The sequence below is a fragment of the Burkholderia diffusa genome (assembly GCF_001718315.1).
Classification (GTDB): Bacteria; Pseudomonadota; Gammaproteobacteria; order Burkholderiales; family Burkholderiaceae; genus Burkholderia; species Burkholderia diffusa_B.
The window spans coordinates 37,349-55,240 of sequence record NZ_CP013364.1 but is presented as its reverse complement, the minus strand read 5'-3'; the positions used below and the strand labels follow the sequence as shown (position 1 = coordinate 55,240).

Annotated in this window: 14 protein-coding genes; 8 read left to right on the top strand and 6 right to left on the bottom strand. The window is 66.4% G+C overall.

The genetic code is table 11. The annotated features are described in order from the left end of the window. Positions 1 to 94: 94 nt before the first annotated feature. Positions 95 to 793 carry an SDR family NAD(P)-dependent oxidoreductase gene (locus WI26_RS27020; RefSeq protein WP_069227910.1) on the bottom strand — a complete coding sequence of 233 codons (699 nt, stop codon included), beginning with the start codon at positions 791 to 793 and terminating at the stop codon, positions 95 to 97. 94 nt (positions 794 to 887) lie between these two features. Between WI26_RS27020 and WI26_RS27015 the strand changes: the two genes are divergently transcribed. From WI26_RS27015 to fucP, 3 genes are all read left to right on the top strand, one after another. After that, entirely contained in the window at positions 888 to 1,859 is a 972-nt protein-coding gene (locus WI26_RS27015) for an AraC family transcriptional regulator (RefSeq protein WP_069227909.1), read from the top strand. 333 nt (positions 1,860 to 2,192) lie between these two features. Then, positions 2,193 to 3,119, top strand: coding sequence for a ribokinase (rbsK, locus tag WI26_RS27010; protein WP_059594022.1), 927 nt, complete (start codon positions 2,193 to 2,195; stop codon positions 3,117 to 3,119). Positions 3,120 to 3,162: 43 nt separating this feature from the next. Beyond that, positions 3,163 to 4,536: an L-fucose:H+ symporter permease gene (gene fucP, locus WI26_RS27005; RefSeq protein ID WP_069227908.1), complete on the top strand. Its 1,374-nt coding sequence runs from the start codon at positions 3,163 to 3,165 to the stop codon at positions 4,534 to 4,536. A 41-nt stretch (positions 4,537 to 4,577) separates the two neighbouring features. On the opposite strand, the gene deoR is transcribed toward fucP, so the two are convergent. Then, positions 4,578 to 5,348 (bottom strand): DNA-binding transcriptional repressor DeoR, encoded by a 771-nt coding sequence (deoR, locus tag WI26_RS27000; RefSeq protein ID WP_069227907.1) that lies wholly within the window; start codon positions 5,346 to 5,348, stop codon positions 4,578 to 4,580. Between the two features lie 146 nt (positions 5,349 to 5,494). Here deoR and deoC point away from each other — a divergent pair, with 146 nt between their 5' ends. Continuing rightward, a complete protein-coding gene (deoC, locus tag WI26_RS26995) occupies positions 5,495 to 6,175 on the top strand; it encodes a deoxyribose-phosphate aldolase (protein ID WP_069227906.1) in 681 nt (226 codons plus the stop codon). A 168-nt stretch (positions 6,176 to 6,343) separates the two neighbouring features. On the opposite strand, the gene WI26_RS26990 is transcribed toward deoC, so the two are convergent. From WI26_RS26990 to WI26_RS26975, 4 genes are all read right to left on the bottom strand, one after another. Then, positions 6,344 to 7,198 (bottom strand): 3-hydroxybutyryl-CoA dehydrogenase, encoded by an 855-nt coding sequence (locus WI26_RS26990; RefSeq protein WP_069227905.1) that lies wholly within the window; start codon positions 7,196 to 7,198, stop codon positions 6,344 to 6,346. A 38-nt stretch (positions 7,199 to 7,236) separates the two neighbouring features. Beyond that, positions 7,237 to 8,430: a beta-ketothiolase BktB gene (bktB, locus tag WI26_RS26985; RefSeq protein WP_059511577.1), complete on the bottom strand. Its 1,194-nt coding sequence runs from the start codon at positions 8,428 to 8,430 to the stop codon at positions 7,237 to 7,239. Between the two features lie 48 nt (positions 8,431 to 8,478). Beyond that, complete coding sequence (locus WI26_RS26980; RefSeq protein WP_420480798.1) at positions 8,479 to 10,107, bottom strand: electron transfer flavoprotein-ubiquinone oxidoreductase; 1,629 nt, start codon at positions 10,105 to 10,107, stop codon at positions 8,479 to 8,481. A 79-nt stretch (positions 10,108 to 10,186) separates the two neighbouring features. Then, complete coding sequence (locus WI26_RS26975) at positions 10,187 to 11,977, bottom strand: acyl-CoA dehydrogenase (RefSeq protein WP_069227903.1); 1,791 nt, start codon at positions 11,975 to 11,977, stop codon at positions 10,187 to 10,189. A gap of 420 nt (positions 11,978 to 12,397) precedes the next feature. Between WI26_RS26975 and WI26_RS26970 the strand changes: the two genes are divergently transcribed. The 4 genes from WI26_RS26970 (at position 12,398) to WI26_RS26955 (ending at position 17,765) form a co-directional block, all read left to right on the top strand. Beyond that, positions 12,398 to 12,988, top strand: coding sequence for a dimethylsulfonioproprionate lyase family protein (locus tag WI26_RS26970; RefSeq protein WP_060324138.1), 591 nt, complete (start codon positions 12,398 to 12,400; stop codon positions 12,986 to 12,988). Positions 12,989 to 13,423: 435 nt separating this feature from the next. Beyond that, entirely contained in the window at positions 13,424 to 15,025 is a 1,602-nt protein-coding gene (locus tag WI26_RS26965; RefSeq protein WP_069227902.1) for a Re/Si-specific NAD(P)(+) transhydrogenase subunit alpha, read from the top strand. A 13-nt stretch (positions 15,026 to 15,038) separates the two neighbouring features. Further along, a complete protein-coding gene (pntB, locus tag WI26_RS26960; protein ID WP_059449268.1) occupies positions 15,039 to 16,454 on the top strand; it encodes a Re/Si-specific NAD(P)(+) transhydrogenase subunit beta in 1,416 nt (471 codons plus the stop codon). A gap of 252 nt (positions 16,455 to 16,706) precedes the next feature. Next, positions 16,707 to 17,765: an NAD-dependent epimerase/dehydratase family protein gene (locus WI26_RS26955; protein WP_208604160.1), complete on the top strand. Its 1,059-nt coding sequence runs from the start codon at positions 16,707 to 16,709 to the stop codon at positions 17,763 to 17,765. Positions 17,766 to 17,892: the final 127 nt, after the last annotated feature.

Here is a 17,892-nt window from a genome sequence, read left to right as displayed (position 1 = left end):
GACGGGCACAACCTCGAAGCGGTGCGCGCGCGACCGGACGCGTGACTTACAACGCCGCTCACCATGCGACTCGTCACATACGAACGATCGCGCGTCAACCGTCGGTCGACACGGTCACTGCCTCCCACGTGCGGATTTCTTCTTCCAGCGCCGACCACTTGGCGCGCACGAGCCGGAGCGCATCGCTGCCGAGCAACAGATGGGCCGGCGGATGGTCCGCCTCGATGACCGCGAGCATCGCGCGCGCGGCCTTCGCGGGATCGCCCGGTTGCCGGCCGCTTTTCGCCTCGCGCGCCTGGCGGATCGGGTCGAATAGCGCGTCGTAATCGGAGATCGACCGCGGCGTGCGCGTCATCGAACGGCCGGCCCAGTCGGTGCGGAACGAGCCCGGCGCCACCGCGGTCACCGCGATGCCGAACGGCTCGAGCTCCTTGCCGAGCGTCTCGGAAATCCCTTCCAGCGCGAATTTGCTGCCGCAGTAATAGGCAATGCCCGGCATCGTGATGTGGCCGCCCATCGACGTGATGTTCAGGATGCGGCCGCGCCCGCGTTTCCGCATGAACGGCACGACGGCCTTCATCATCGCGACGGCGCCGTCGATGCGCGCGAAGTCGGTCACGTCGAGCACGCGCCCGATGGCCGCATGCGGGGACAGCGCCTCGAACGCCCGTTTTGCCGCTTCGCTTCTCACGGTGCCGACCACCGTATGACCGGCGGCCAGCGCCGCTTGCGCGAGCGCGCGGCCGAAGCCGCTGCTGACGCCGGTGATGAGCATGATGTTGCCGGATGCCATGTGAGCCTCTCCCGAATGTCGATCGAAGCATGCATACTAGTCTTGCGAACCACGCCGAATAAGCCCGATTCAGCTTAATTTCTTGCCTGAAACTATGAGCGCCGCACCCTCCTCGTCCTGCTCGCCGTTGCCGCCCGCGCTCAGCCGCCAACGCCTGATCGCGTTGCTGCATGCGCTGGCGCCGGACGAAGGCTATAACCTGACCGCGCTGCCGAGCGTGCGCATCCTGCGTTCGAACCGCGCGCTATCCCGCACGCCGGTGCTGTACGACCCGGGCATCGTGATCGTGTGCCAGGGAAGCAAGCGCGGTTATTTCGGGGGCGAACGCTATCTGTACGACGAGGACCACTATCTGGCCGTATCGGTGCCCGTGCCGTTCAGCATGGAAACCGATGCAACGGCGGAGCATCCGCTGCTCGCGCTGTATCTGCACCTCGATTTCCCGATGGCCGCCGAACTGGCCGCGCAGATCGATCGCGAGGGGATCCCCGAACCCGTGCAGGCGCCGCGAAGCATGATGTCGACGCAGATGGACGCCGCGATGCATGCGACCGTGCTGCGTTTCGTCGAGGCGATGCATCGGCCGCTCGAAGCGGCGGTACTCGGCCCCGGGTTGCTGCGCGAACTGTATTTCCGCGTGCTCACGGGCGCGCAAGGCAGCGCGATGAGAAACGCGCTGGCGATGCGCGGGCAGTTCGGCCGGATCGGTCGCGCCTTGCGCCTGATCCACGCCGGCTACGCGCAGGCGCTCGACGTGACGCAACTGGCCGACGAAGCCGGCATGAGCGTGCCGAGCTTCCATAGCCACTTCAAGGCGGTCACGCAGGTGTCGCCGATGCAGTACCTGAAGTCGACGCGGCTGCATCAGGCGCGCCTGTTGATGGTGCGCCAGGACCTGACCGCGGAGGCGGCCGGCCATGCGGTCGGTTATGCGAGCGCGTCGCAGTTCAGCCGGGAGTTCAAGCGGCTGTTCGGCCTGACGCCCGCTCAGGAGACGAAGCGCATGCGCGCGCAGTTCGCGATTCCGGCGGCATTCGAGGATGCGATGTTCGTGTCGTCGCATTGAATGGCTTGGCCGCGAGCCGCTCGCGCGACCTTCGCGGGCCCGATGCCCGATGCGTGAATTGGGTCGGGATGCGCATGCCCGCCGCGCGCCGCGTCGCGCAACGCGCTCGCTCGCGGCGGCGAACGCGTCGCTCTTCCTGGAAAACGCCTCGCCCTTGCGCGCGACGCTGCCGCTCTTCACGGCCGGGTACCCCCACTGCCCGAGTCAATCCCACATAGTGACCCACCGAACATCATACGATTGCATTCTCACATTTATTGTGATTTTATTCTCATTCGTTGCGGCCGTCGCCGGTGGCGCACGCGGCCCGCCCATTCCAAGGAAGAGACGCAGATGGAGACAATCGCCGTCATCGGCAGCAACATGGTCGACCTCGTGACCTACGTCACGCGCATGCCCGCCCGGGGCGAAACGCTCGAGGCGCCGAACTTCGCGCTCGGCTGCGGCGGCAAGGGGGCGAACCAGGCCGTCGCGGCCGCGCGCCTCGGCGCGCGCGTCGTGATGGTGACGAAGGTCGGCGACGACGTGTTCGCCGACAACACGATCCGCAACTTCGAGCGCGAAGGCATCGACACCACGCACGTGCGCAAGGTCGCCGGCGTGCCGAGCGGCGTCGCGCCGATCTTCGTCGAGCCCGATTCGAGCAACAGCATCCTGATCGTCAAGGGCGCGAACCGTCACCTGCGGCCGGCCGACATCGACGCGGCCGCGCCAAAGCTCGTCGAATGCGCGCTGATCGTGCTGCAGCTCGAGATCGAGCTCGACACCGTCTATCACGCGATCGACTTCGGCGCGCGGCACGGCATTCCTGTGTTGCTGAACCCCGCACCTGCGGTCGCCGGCCTCGATTTCGAGCGGATCCGTTCCGTCGAATTCTTCGTGCCGAACGAGACTGAACTCGCGATCGTGTCGGGCATGCCGGTCGATTCGCGCGACAGCGCGACCCGCGCCGCCGAATCGCTGGTCGCCCGCGGGCTGAAGCATGTGCTCGTCACGCTCGGCAGCGATGGCTCGCTGCTGGTGTCGCGCAACGGCGCCCGGCACGTGGCCGGCGTGCAGGTCGACGCACGCGACACCACGGGCGCCGGCGACGCATACATCGGCTGCTTCGCGCACTGTTACGCGGCGACACGCGACGCGATCGACGCGATGCGCTACGCGTCGGCCTACGCCGCGCATTCGGTCACGGGCCTCGGCACACAGAAGTCGTACGCCGACGCCGAGACCTTCGAACGCTTCCTCCGCGACGCCGGCCGCTGAACGGCGCCGTCCATCGACGAGACCATCCGGGAAGGAGACTCCCATGAGCCGAGCCAGAATCGAGCACACACCCGACGGCTATTACCTGAACCGCACGCCCCTCTTCGCGTTCACGCTGCTCTGCTGCCTGTTCGCGCTGTGGGGCACTGCGGCGAACCTGAACGACGTGCTGATCGCGCAGTTCAAGAAATCGTTCTTCCTGTCGGATTTCGAATCGGCGTTCGTGCAGTCCGCGTTCTATCTCGGCTACTTCTTCCTCGCGATCCCCGCCGCGACCGTCGTGAAGAAGTTCAGCTACAAGGCGACGATCCTCATCGGCCTGCTGCTCTATACGACCGGATGCCTGCTGTTCTTCCCGGCCGCGTCGATGGCGAAGTACGGGATGTTCCTCGTCGCGCTGTTCGTGATCGCGGCAGGGCTGTCGTTCCTCGAGACGGCATCGAACTCGTATTCGACGCTGATGGGCCCGCGCGACACCAGCACGCGGCGCCTGAACATCTCGCAGACGTTCTATCCGTTCGGCGCGATGGCCGGCGTCTACATGGGCAGCTTCCTGATCTTCAAGGAAGGCGACGCGTCGCATGCGCAACTCGCGGCGATGTCCGCGGCCGACTCGCACCGGCACCAGCTCGCGATGATCCAGGCGACACTCGAGCCGTACCGGTGGCTGATCGTCGTGCTCGTGGCCGTGTTCGTCGTATTCGCGCTGACGCCGTACCCGGCCTGCAAGGGCAACGGCTCGAACGCGGCCACGCACCGGGTCGACGCGCGAGGCACGCTCGCGCGCCTCGCCGGCAACCGGCGCTTCGTCGCGGGCGTCGTCGCGCAGTTCCTGTACGTGGGCGCGCAGGTCGGCGTGTGGAGCTTCACGATCCGGCTCGCGATGCAGATCGGCGGCCTGAACGAGCGCGGCGCATCGCGCTACCTGCTCGCGACGTTCTTCGCGTTCTTCGTCGGCAAGCTGATCGCGACGCTCGTGATGAAGCGCGTCGGGCCGGCCAAGGTGCTGATCGTGTACGGCGTGCTGTGCATCGCGCTGCTCGCCTATACGATCGGCGTGCACGACATCACGGCCGTCTACGCGGCGGTGTGCGTGAGCGTGTTCCTCGGCCCGTGCTGGCCGACGATCTATGGCCTGACGATCGACGGCCTCGGCAAGGACACCGAATACGGCGGCTCGATCCTCGTGATGAGCATCGTCGGCGGCGCGGTCGTGCCGCTGATCCAGGGGCTGATCTCCGATCACACGGGCGGCAACATGCAACTCGCGTTCGTCGTGCCGCTCGCGTGCTTCTTCGTGATCGTTCATTACGGGTTCTACTGCCTGCGCCACCTGCCGGCGGCAATGCCCGACACGGCAACCGACGGCGGCGCATCGGCGCGCTACGCCCGAACGCGCAACACGTCAGGCGCCTGACGGTGCGACGCGAGATCGACCAACCGCGCCGCCATCGCGCATCAGGTCACGAGTGCGATGCCGTGTTCGCGGATCGCCGTCTCGTACCGGCGGCTCAACTGCCCGTCGGAGATCACGTAGTTGAAGTCGGTCAGGTCAGCGAAGTAAGCGGCGCGCACTTCGTCGAACTTCGTGTGATCGACGAGCAGGAAGCGGTTCTGCGCACGCGCCATTACCTTCTTCTTCGCATCGACTTCATGGAAGTTGAAGCAGGTGACGCCGCAGCGGTCGCTGACGCCGGCCGCCGAGATGAACGCCTTCGACACGCGCACCGTGTCGAGGATGCCCGTCTCCGCGACCGACTCGAACACCATGTTCTTGCGGTGATACACGCCGCCGCACAGGATCACGCTGCAATGCGGCTTCTGCTGCAGCTTCGCGAACACGTTCAGCGAATTGCAGACGGCGGTGAATTCGAGGTCGTCGGGAATGAAGTCGATGATGAACGGCGTGGTCGAGCCGCAGTCGACGAAGATCGTGTCGCCCGTCTTCACGAATTGCGCGGCGAGCTTGCCGATGCGGCGCTTTTCCTCGATCTGCCGATTGTTTTCGGCGCTGATCAGGTATTCGCCGATGTCGCTGCGCTGCGCGGCGAAATGGCGCGTCACGTAGCCGCCGATCAGGCTGAGGCCGTGCGGGTTGTCCGCGAGATCGCGGCGGATCGTCATTTCCGACACGCCGAACAGTTCGGCGACTTCCCTCAGATGAATCGCATTCTGCCCTTGCAGCACGTTCATCAGCGTCTTGATCCGTTCGCCCTTCTTCGTTTCCATGCCCGTATCCTGCCTGCCCGTGCCGTGCGTCGCTCGTCGTGCCGGGCTCGCAGGCCCGGCCGGAATGTCGTATTTGTAACAAACCGATGTGAAAACATCAACTTTCCGTGTACCTTCTCGGCACACGATTCGTGGAGTCCCGACACATGCCGCTTTCCAACGCCCAGCTCGCCCAAACCATCGATCACACGCTGCTCGCGCCCGACGCCAGCGACGCGCAGATCCGCGAACTCTGCCGCCAGGCGGCCGAACATCGCTTCTACTCGGTCTGCGTGAACTCGGCGAACGTGCCGCTCGCCGCGCGCGAGCTGGCCGGCACCGGCGTGCTCGTCTGTGCGGTGGTCGGCTTCCCGCTCGGCGCGGGCTTGTCCGCCGCGAAGGCGTTCGAGGCGTCGGCCGCGATTGCGGCGGGCGCGCGCGAGATCGACATGGTGATCAACCTCGGCGCATTGAAGAGCGGCCGCGCCGATGACGTCAAGGCCGATATCGACGTGGTGCACCGCGCGTGCGGAACGGTGCCGCTCAAGGTGATCCTCGAAACGGGGTTGCTGACCGACGACGAGAAGGTGCGCGTGTGCGAGATGTGCCGCGACCTCGGCGTCGCGTTCGTGAAGACGTCGACCGGCTTCGGTCACGGCGGCGCGACATTGCAAGACGTCGCGCTGATGCGCCGCGCGGTCGGCCCCGTGCTCGGCGTGAAGGCATCGGGCGGCGTGCGCGACCGCGCGACCGCGCTCGCGATGCTCGAAGCCGGCGCGACACGGCTCGGCACAAGTTCCGGCGTGGCGATCGTCTCCGATCAGGGGGGCAGCGACGCGGCGTACTGAGCGATCGTGTGCCACGCGATCACGTTGCAGCCGAAGGCAGCACGGCCGTTGCTCGCGATGTTCGAGCGAGCGTTGCCGCGGGATCTGGCGGTGCTCGGCGCATAAGCGCGCCGTGCAAAGCGCGCGGCCGCCCGAAGGCGGCCGCGCGAAGAGGCACGGATGCACCGCTTACTTGCTGTAGTCGTACACCCCACGCCCCGTCTTGCGCCCCAGCCGCCCTGCCGACACCATCTCGCGCAGCAGCGGGCACGCGCGGTACTTCGTGTCGCCGAAGTCCTTCAGGAACACGTCCATCACCGCGAGACACACGTCGAGCCCGACGAGGTCGGCCAGCGCGAGCGGCCCGATCGGATGGTTCGCGCCGAGCTTCATCCCCGCGTCAATCTCCTCGGCCGACGCAATGCCCTCGGCCAGCACGAAGAACGCTTCGTTGATCATCGGCACGAGGATCCGGTTCACGACGAATCCCGGCGCATTGCGCACGCCGATCGGCGACTTGTCGAAACGCTCGGTCAGCGCACGCACCGCGGACGCGGTTGCGTCGCTCGTCTGCAATCCGCGGATGATCTCGACGAGCGGCATCAGCGGCACCGGGTTGAAGAAGTGCATGCCGACGAAGCGCGACGGATCGGCGAGCAGCGCCGCGAGGGCGGTGATGGAGATCGACGACGTATTGGTCGCGATGATCGCGTCGGGCCGCGCGACCGACTCGATCTGCTTCAGGATGCGGCTCTTCAGCTCGACATTTTCGGTCGCGGCTTCGATCACGATATCGACCGCGGCGAGCTTCCCGTAATCGGTCGACGTCGTGATGCGCGCGAGCGCGGCGTCGCGTGCCGCGGCGGCGAGCTTTTCCTTCGACACGAGCCGCTCGAGGCTGCCCTTCAATGCGGCGACACCCTTGTCGAGTGCCGCATCGCTGACGTCGATCATCACGACGTTCAGTCCTGCAACGGCGGCGGTCTGCGCAATGCCGTTGCCCATGGTTCCGGCGCCCACGACGCCGACGGTTTCGATGGCCATGACGATTCCTGTGTGTTCGGGTGCTGAGCAGTCGATTATCAGATGTTCTCGAAGATCGCCGCAATCCCCTGGCCGCCGCCGATACACATCGTCACGAGCGCATAACGCCCGCCGATGCGCTTCAGCTCGTACAGCGCCTTGACCGTGATCAACGCGCCCGTCGCACCGATCGGGTGGCCGAGCGAAATGCCCGATCCGTTCGGGTTGACCTTGGCCGGATCGAGGCCGAGCTCCTGCGTGACCGCGCATGCCTGTGCGGCGAACGCTTCGTTCGCCTCGATCACGTCGAGATCGGTGATCTTGAGACCGGCGCGTTCGAGCGCCTTCTGCGTGGCCGGCACCGGGCCGATGCCCATGTACGCCGGATCGACGCCCGCATGCGCATACGCGACCAGACGCGCGAGCGGCTTCACGCCCTGCGCGCGCGCGGCGTCCGCGCTCATCATCAGCACCGCGGCAGCGGCATCGTTGATCCCCGACGCGTTGCCTGCCGTCACCGTGCCGTCCTCCTTCACGAACACCGGCTTCAGCTTCGTGAAATCGTCCGGGCCCGCGTCGTGGCGCACGTGCTCGTCGGTGTCGAACGCGACCTCGCCCTTCTTCGTGCGGATCGAGATCGGCAGGATCTGGTCCTTGAAGCGGCCTTCCGCGATCGCGCGCGCCGCGCGACGATGCGATTCGAGCGCGAGCGCATCCTGCGCATCACGCGAAATGCCGTATTTCTTCGCGACGTTCTCGGCCGTCACGCCCATGTGGATCGTCTGGAACGGGTCATGCAGCGCGCCGAGCATCATGTCGACGAGCTTCGCATCGCCCATGCGCTGGCCGAAGCGCGCGGACGGCACGCTGTACGGCGCGCGGCTCATGTTCTCCGAACCGCCGCCGATCGCGACGTCGGCGTCGCCGAGCATGATCGTCTGCGCGGCCGACACGATCGCCTGCAGGCCCGAGCCGCACAGGCGGTTCACGGTCAGCGCCGGCGTGTGCTGCGCGACACCGCCGTTGATCGCCGCCACGCGCGCGAGATACATGTCCTTGGGCTCGGTGTTCACGACGTGGCCGAACACGACATGCCCGACTGCGTCGCCCGGCACGTTCGCGCGCGACAGCACTTCGCTCACGACCTTCGCCCCGAGATCGGTCGGCGAGAAATCCTTCAGGCTCCCGCCGAAATCGCCGATCGCGGTACGGACACCGCTCACCACCACGACTTCCTTCGCTGCATTGCTCATCGTCTCACTCCGGTTCGTTCGCGCCCGCGGGCGCGGGATGCGTTTGCGTTACATGTTCGGGTAATTCGGCCCGCCACCGCCTTCGGGCGTGACCCACACGATGTTCTGCGTCGGGTCCTTGATGTCGCACGTCTTGCAGTGCACGCAGTTCTGCGCGTTGATCACGAGGCGCTCGCTGCCGTCGTCGTTCTTCACGAACTCGTACACCGCCGCCGGGCAGAACCGCGCCTCCGGCCCCGCGTACGTGCGCAGGTTCACGTTCACCGGCACGCTCGCGTCCTTCAGCGTCAGGTGCGCCGGCTGGTTCTCCTCGTGGTTCGTGTTCGAGATGAACACCGACGACAGCCGGTCGAACGTCAGCTTGCCGTCCGGCTTCGGATACGCGATCGGCGTGCATTGCGACGCCGGCTTCAGCATCTCGTGGTCCGCATGCTTGTGGTGCAGCGTCCACGGCACGTTGCCGCCCATCACCTTCTGCTCGAGTCCGACCATCAGCGTACCGAGGTACAGCCCCTTCGCCATCCACTGCTTGAAGTTGCGCGCGCGGTACAGCTCCGTGTACAGCCACGATTGCTTGAACGCATCCGGGTACGCGTTGAGTTCGTCCGACTGACGGCCGGCCTGCAGCGCGTCGAACGCCGCATCGGCCGCCAGCATGCCCGTCTTGATCGCCGCGTGGCTGCCCTTGATCCGCGATGCGTTCAGGAAGCCCGCGTCGTCGCCGATCAGCGCGCCGCCCGGGAACACCGTCTTGGGCAGCGACAACAGGCCACCGGCCGTGATCGCGCGCGCGCCGTACGACACGCGCTTGCCGCCTTCGAGGAACGCGCGGATCGACGGATGCGTCTTGTAGCGCTGGAATTCCTCGAACGGCGACAGGTACGGGTTCGTGTAGCCCAGGCCCACCACGAAGCCGACCACCACCTGGTTGTTGTCCATGTGATACAGGAACGAGCCGCCGTAGGTGTCGGACTTCAACGGCCAGCCGGCCGTGTGGATCACCAGGCCCGGCTTGTGCTTGGCCGGATCGATTTCCCACAGCTCCTTGATGCCGATCCCGTACGCCTGCGGATCGGCGTTCGCGTCCAGCTTGAACTTCGAGATCAGCTGGCGGCCCAGATGGCCGCGGCAGCCTTCGGCGAACAGCGTGTACTTCGCGTGCAGCTCCATGCCGAGCTGGAAGTTCTCGGTCGGCTCGCCGTCCTTGCCTACACCCATGTTGCCGGTGGCGACGCCCTTCACCGAGCCGTCGTCGTTGTAGAGAATTTCCGCGGCCGGGAAGCCCGGGAAGATCTCGACGCCGAGCGCCTCGGCCTGCTGGCCCAGCCAGCGCGTGACGTTGCCCAGCGAGATCACGTAGTTGCCGTGGTTCTTGAAGTTCTCGGGCAGCGCCCAGTTGGGCGTGGCGACCGCGCTCTTCTCCGACAGGAACAGGAAGCGGTCTTCCGTGACCTCGACATTCAGGGGCGCGCCCTGTTCCTTCCAGTCAGGGAACAGTTCGGTGATCGCGCGCGGGTCCATCACCGCGCCCGACAGGATGTGCGCGCCGATCTCGGAACCCTTCTCGAGCACGCACACGCCGATCTCGGTGCCTTTCTCGGCGGCCAGTTGCTTGAGCCGGATCGCGGCCGACAGCCCGGCCGGGCCGCCGCCCACGATCACGACGTCGTATTCCATCGATTCGCGCGGGCCGTATTGCGCGAGCAAGTCCTGTGTGGTCAAAATCCTGTCTCCTCCTGCGCCCCGACCGTGATGGTCAGAACTGGTCTTCCGTCAACGCGAGCACGCTCTCGTTGCCCTTGGCGCCGACGATCGACGCTTCGAGCGTGCCGGCCTGCACGAGGACGTGTTCCGCATAGCATTGCGCGATCGCGATCTTCGCCTCGAAGAACGCCGTGTCGCTCGCGCGATTCGCGTGCGCCGCCAGCAGCGCGCGCGCCATCTGCCAGCCGCACAGCACCACGCCCGCCAGCTTCAGATACGGCACGCTGCCGGCGAACACCGCGTTCGGGTCCTGCTTCACGTTTGCGACCACGTAATCGACCACCGTCGACAGCGAGCGCGCGCCCTTCTCGAGCTGCGCCTTCATCGATGCGGCCGCCGCGCCATCCACCTTGCCGAGCGCCGCGACGGTGTCGCCGATCTCCGCGATCAGCGCCTTCGCCACCGCACCGCCGTCGCGCATCGTCTTGCGGCCGACCAGGTCGTTCGCCTGGATCGCGGTCGTGCCTTCGTAGATCGCGAGGATCCGCGCATCGCGATAGTACTGCGCGGCGCCGGTTTCCTCGATGAAGCCCATCCCGCCGTGAACCTGCACGCCGAGGCTCGCCACGTCGTTCACCATCTCCGTGCTCCAGCCCTTCACGACCGGCACCAGATATTCGTAGATTGCCTGATGACGCGTGCGCGTCGCCTCGTCCGAATGGCGGTGGGCAATGTCGCTGTGCGCGGCTGCCACGTAGGCCAGCGCCCGCGCGCCTTCGGTCAGCGCACGCATCGTGCCGAGCATGCGGCGCACGTCCGGGTGATGGATGATCGTCACCGACTGCTTCGCCGAACCGTCGACCGGGCGGCTCTGCACGCGCTCCTTCGCGAATGCCGCAGCCTTCTGGTATGCGCGATCGGCCACGCCGATCCCCTGCATCCCGACGCCGAAGCGCGCGGCGTTCATCATGATGAACATGTATTCGAGGCCGCGATTCTCCTCGCCGACCAGGTAGCCGATCGCGCCGCCGTGGTCGCCGTATTGCAGCACCGCGGTCGGGCTCGCCTTGATCCCGAGCTTGTGCTCGATCGACACGCAATGCACGTCATTGCGTGCGCCGAGCGAGCCGTCGTCGTTGACCAGGAACTTCGGCACGATGAACAGCGAGATGCCCTTCACGCCTTCCGGCGCGTTCGGCGTGCGCGCGAGCACCAGGTGGACGATGTTGTCCGCCATGTCGTGCTCGCCCCACGTGATGAAGATCTTCGTGCCGAACACCTTGTACGTGCCGTCGCCCTGCGGCTCCGCGCGCGAGCGCACCAGCGCCAGGTCCGAACCGGCCTGCGGCTCGGTCAGGTTCATCGTGCCGGTCCATTCGCCCGAGATCAGCTTCGGCACGTAACGTTGCTTCTGTTCGTCGGTGCCGGCCGTCAGCAGCGCCTCGATCGCGCCGTCGGTGAGCAGCGGGCACAGCGCGAACGACAGGTTCGACGCGTTCAGCATCTCGATGCACGGCGTCGCGATCAACTTCGGCAGCCCCTGGCCATCGTATTCGGCGGGGTGCTGCAAGCCTTGCCAGCCGCCTTCGACGAACTGGCGGAACGCGGCGCCGAAGCCGGGCGTCGCCGTCACGACGCCGTCCTTCCAGCTGCTCGGGTTGCGGTCGCCCTCGACGTTCAGCGGCGCCAGCACTTCACCGCAGAATTTCGCGGATTCGTCGAGCACGGCCTGCGCGGTGTCGTAGCCGGCGTCCTCGAAGCCCGGCAACTGCGCGACGGTGTCGATGCCCGCGAGTTCCTTCAGCACGAACAGCATGTCCTTGACAGGGGCGTTATAGCTCATGGTCGATGTTCCAAATCAGGCGGTGAATGAGGCGCGCGGCCCGGTCGGCTGCGGCAAAAGCGGCCAGCGCCAGGCGACGTCGTGACCCATCGTAATGCCGCGCCGGCGGTTTTCCATTGTCATATCCGGCCCACATGGTGACAAAACCGGCCACACGACGCGCGCGGCGATGACGGGAACCTGCGTCCTGGCGGGCATTTTCGAGGGCCAGCCTCGGCAAAGGCGAGACGCAATCGGCGTGCCGGCGGGATGGGACGAGCGGCTGTGCGGTGTTCGATTCGGGCGTGCCGAAGAAATTCGTCGCCGATCCGCATGGCGGCCGGCGCCAAGTCGACCGCCCGTTTTCGCCGTCCGCGCGCGCACGTTTCTGCGTAGACTTTCGTCACATCAGGCCAAGCACGCGCGGGAGCAGAGACCAGGATGAGTGAACGCCCGAAAGACATCGCGGATTTCGTCCGGGTTGCCGGCGATCTGTTCCAGTCGGACAAGCTTCCACCCTCCGCGCGCGCATTCGCGCCGCGAGTATTCGCACGGCTGCGGACGCCGTCGGACAACGGAACGCGCCTCGCGGTGCGCTACCCCGCATGCGAATGGCTCGACCCGGCGCTCGAGTCGGTCGCGCGCGTCGGCCCGACGTTCGCCACCGTCGCGCGCCTGATCAAGTCGCTCGAACCCGTGATCGGTTGGTCGCGTCGCACTTCGGGCAAGGACGGCAGCCCGAACTACGTCGACGGGCACGCGAACGGGATGATCTGCGGGCCCGGCGGCGCCGAAAGCCGCGACGACCTTCAGCTCGGCTTCTCTTTGATGATGCCCGGCGTCAGGTATCCGGATCATGGTCACGCGCCAGAGGAAGCGTACGTGCTCTTGACCGCCGGCGAATTCCGTCAGCAAAACGGCGCGTGGTTCGATCCGGGGATCGGCGGCGGGATCCACAACGCCCCTGGCGCACTGCACGCGATGCGATCCGGCAGCGCGCCGTTCCTCGCGATATGGTGCCTGCTGCATTGATCCGGGGATCGACGCGCGACGCCGACGGATTCGCCTGCGACAAGCAGCGCGTCATTGACCTACCGGCCGGTCGGCATCGTCGAAATCCTCACAGGAAGCCGGTTATGGGAAGCCCGGGCAGCCCCGCCGCGCAGCAGCGACGCATCATGGGAGCGACGGCTCGATCGCCTCGTCAACATCCGTTCAGCCGACGCGATATTTCCCGCGCGTGGATAAAACGCAACAGAACAGTGGGAGACGCGTTCAACGTATTTGTGCACTCGATAGCCCCGTCGTTATGCGGCATACTCTATCCGCATTCAGCGAACGATCGTTCTATTCCTCGCGCAAACCCTCGCACACGCCACTAAACACGCACATGATTCTGGTACCTTGACGCACCGGCCCGCGCGCTTCGCGATGGCCATCACCGATCCATCACCCATCTTTCCTACTATGACATTACAGATTGGGATTCCTCTGGAGACAGCCACTCAGGAACGGCGCGTGGCGACCGTCCCCGAAGTGGTCGAGAAACTGATCAAGCTGGGTTTTACGGTGGCCGTCCAAAGCGGCGCCGGAGCCGGCGCGAACTTTGACGACGACGCATACCGCGCGGCCGGCGCGAGCATCGCGGCCACCGCGGCCGAGCTCTGGTCCGGCAGCGACATCGTGTTCAAGGTCCGCCCGCCGAGCGCCGACGAAGTCGCGCTGATGCGCGAAGGCGGCACGCTGATCGGCTTCGTGTGGCCCGCGCAGAACCCCGAGTTGATGCAGCAGCTGGCCGCGAAGCGCGCCACGGTGCTGGCGATCGATTCGCTGCCGCGCACGCTGTCGCGCGCGCAGAAGATGGACGCGCTCACGTCGATGGCCGGCATCAGCGGCTATCGCGCGGTGATCGAGGCCGCGCATGCGTTCGGCCGCTTCCTGAACGGCCAGGTCACGGCGGCCGGCAAGATCCCGCCGGCCAAGGTGTTCATCGCCGGCGCCGGCGTGGCCGGTCTGGCCGCGATCGGCACGGCCGCGAGTCTCGGCGCGATCGTGCGCGCGAACGACACGCGCGCCGAAGTGGCCGATCAGGTCAAGTCGCTGGGCGGAGAATTCGTCAAGGTCGACTACGAAGAGGAAGGCTCGGGCGGCGGCGGCTACGCGAAGGTGATGAGCGAAGGCTTCCAGCAGGCGCAGCGCGCGATGTACGCGCAGCAGGCCAAGGACGCCGACATCATCATCACCACCGCACTCATCCCCGGCAAGCCGGCGCCGAAGCTCATCACCGCCGAAATGGTGCAGTCGATGAAGCCCGGCAGCGTGATCGTCGACATGGCCGCCGAACAGGGCGGCAACTGCGAGCTCACGGTGCCCGGCGAAGCGGTCGTGCGCCACGGTGTGACGATCGTCGGCTATACCGATCTCGCATCGCGCCTGTCGCGGCAGTCGTCCACGCTGTATGCGACCAACCTGCTGCGCGTGATCGAGGAGCTCTGCAAGGCGAAGGACGGCACGCTCAACGTCGACTTCGACGACGATGCGATTCGCGGCCTCACCGTGATCAAGGAAGGCAACGTCACCTGGCCGCCGCCGCCGATCAAGCAGCCGGCCGTCGCGCCCAAGCCGGCTGCGGCCACGCCCGCGGCGGCAGCACCCGCGAAGTCCAAGGGCCACGGCCATGGCGGCGAGCCGATGTCGGCCAAGGCGCTCGCGATCGTGTTCGCGATCGGCGCGCTGGCATTCCTGCTGGTCGGCCAGTTCGCGCCGTCCAGCTTCCTGTCGCACTTCACGGTGTTCGTGCTCGCGTGCTTCGTCGGCTACATGGTGATCTGGAACGTCACGCCGTCGCTGCACACGCCGCTGATGAGCGTGACCAACGCGATCTCGTCGATCATCGCGATCGGCGCGCTCGTGCAGGTCGCGCCGCCGCTGGGCGAGCTGGCCAACGCCGGCGACCGCCCGTCCGGGTTGATCCTGGGCCTGGCGGTGGGCGCGCTCACGCTCACGGCCGTCAACATGTTCGGCGGCTTCGCGGTCACGCGCCGCATGCTGGCGATGTTCCGCAAATAAGGGGACGACAACAATGACTTCCAACCTGACTACCGTCTCCTATATCGGCGCCGCGATCCTGTTCATCCTCAGCCTGGGCGGCCTCGCCAATCCCGAAACCGCACGGCGCGGCAACCTGCTCGGCATGATCGGCATGCTGATCGCCGTGCTGGCGACCGTCGCCGGTCCGCGCGTGTCGGCCGCGGGCATTCCGTACGTGATCGCGGCGCTCGTCGTCGGCGGCGCCGTCGGCCTGTACGCCGCGAAGAAGGTGCAGATGACGCAGATGCCGGAACTGGTCGCGCTGATGCACAGCCTGGTCGGTCTCGCGGCATGCCTCGTCGGCTTCGCAAGCTACATCGACACGTCGCTGCAGTTCACCGGCGCGGAGAAGGCCATCCACGAGGTCGAGATTTATGTCGGGATCCTGATCGGCGCGGTGACCTTCGCGGGCTCGATCATCGCGTTCGGCAAGCTGTCGGGCAAGATCGGCGGCAAGCCGCTGCTGCTGCCGGCGCGGCACTGGCTGAACCTGGCCGCGCTGCTGATCGTGATCTACTACGGCCGTGCGTTCCTGCATGCGGAAACCATCCAGGACGGCATGCTGCCGCTCATCGTGATGACGGTGATCTCGCTGCTGTTCGGCGTGCACATGGTGATGGCCATCGGCGGCGCGGACATGCCGGTCGTGGTGTCGATGCTCAACAGCTACTCGGGGTGGGCGGCGGCGGCCACCGGCTTCATGCTCGGCAACGACCTGCTGATCGTGATCGGCGCGCTGGTGGGCTCGTCCGGTGCGATTCTCTCGTACATCATGTGCCGCGCGATGAACCGCAACTTCATCAGCGTGATCGCCGGCGGCTTCGGCAGCGGCGCGGGCGCACCGGCGGCAGCCGGCGGCGGCGCGGCACAGCCGGCCGGCGAGGCGGTCGCGGTGAGCGCGGCGGAGACGGCCGAGCTGCTGCGCGAGGCGAAGCGCGTGATCATCGTGCCCGGCTATGGGATGGCCGTCGCACAGGCCCAGCACACGGTATTCGAACTGACGAAGCTGCTGCGCGAGAAAGGCGTCGACGTGCGTTTCGCGATCCATCCGGTCGCGGGCCGCATGCCGGGGCACATGAACGTGCTGCTGGCCGAAGCGAAGGTGCCGTACGACATCGTGCTGGAAATGGACGAGATCAACGGCGACTTCCCCGAAGCCGACGTGTCGATGGTGATCGGCGCGAACGACATCGTGAACCCGGCCGCGCAGGATGATCCGTCGAGCCCGATCGCCGGCATGCCGGTGCTCGAAGTGTGGAAGGCGAAGACGTCGATCGTGATGAAGCGCAGCATGGCTTCGGGTTATGCGGGCGTCGACAATCCGCTGTTCTACAAGGACAACAACCGCATGTTGTTCGGCGACGCGAAGTCGATGCTCAATGAGATCTTCGGTGCGCTGAAAGCGTGAGCACTGCCGCGCGCGCGGAGCGGACACCAATCCGCTCCGGCGCCACGTGGCTCCTGCCTGCCCTGACGGATGTCGGAACCGCGCATCGCTGCGGCCCGACATCCTCCTTCCCGTCTCCCGGTCGCTCCCTCCCTCTTCCGTCGTCCGCCGTACCGCGCTGGTTGACGGCGCACACCCGGCACGCATGGAGCGTTACCCGACGACGAAAAAACGGCATCATGTTCACCATCTTCGGTAACGGAACCCATGATGATGAATATCGATACCGACCTGCCGGTGATGGTGACCGGCGCGACAGGCTACGTCGCGGGCTGGCTCGTGCAACGGCTGCTCGAAGCCGGCGTGACGGTGCATGCGGCCGTCCGCGATCCCGACGACGCAGGCAAGCTCGAGCATCTGCAGCGCATCGCGGCGGGCAAGCCCGGCACGATCCGCTATTTCCGCGCCGACCTGCTCGAACCCGGATCGTATGCGGAAGCAATGGCCGGGTGCGGAATCGTCTTCCATACCGCGTCGCCGTTCACCATTACCGTTCGTGATCCTCAGAAAGAGCTGGTCGATCCGGCGCTGCTCGGCACGCGCAACGTGCTCGAGACGGTAAATCGCACGCCGTCGGTCCGGCGCGTGGTGCTCACCAGCAGTTGCGCCGCGATCTACGGCGACAACGCCGATCTCGCCGCGACGCCGAACGGCGTGTTCACGGAGGCGATCTGGAATACCAGTTCATCGCTCGCGCACCAGCCGTATTCGTATTCGAAGACGATGGCCGAACGCGAAGCGTGGAAAATCGCGCGGGCGCAGCAGCGCTGGGATCTGGTGACCATCAATCCGTCGCTCGTCATCGGGCCGGGCATCAATCCGCATGCGACATCGGAGAGCTTCGCGATCGTCCGGCAGATGGGTAACGGCACGATGAAAATGGGCGTGCCCGATCTCGGCATGGGCGCGGTCGATGTCCGGGAGGTCGCCGACGCGCACGTGCGGGCCGCATTCCTGCCGGAGGCGAACGGCCGCTACATCGTGTCGGGTCACAACACGAGCCTGCCGGCGATGGCCGCGACGCTGCTCGAACGGTACGGCGCCGACTACCCGATTCCGCGGCGCATCCTGCCGAAGTGGCTCGTATGGCTGGTCGGTCCGCTGGCGAACAAGAGCGTCACGCGCCGCGTCGTCGCCCGCAACGTCGGACTGCCGTGGCGCGCCGACAATAGTCGCAGCCGCAACGAACTCGGGATACGCTACCGTCCGCTCGCCGAGTCGATGAACGACTTCTTTCAGCAGCTGATCGAAACCGGGCAACTGAAGCGATGACCGCTTCGTGATTGCACCGGGCTCGCAGGCCGTGCCGGTCAACGCCGGCGTATGCGTCGACGTGTTGCTGCCGCGCGCGCCGGATACGAAGCAGGGCCGCACGATGTCCCCGCGACCAGCCGCGTGA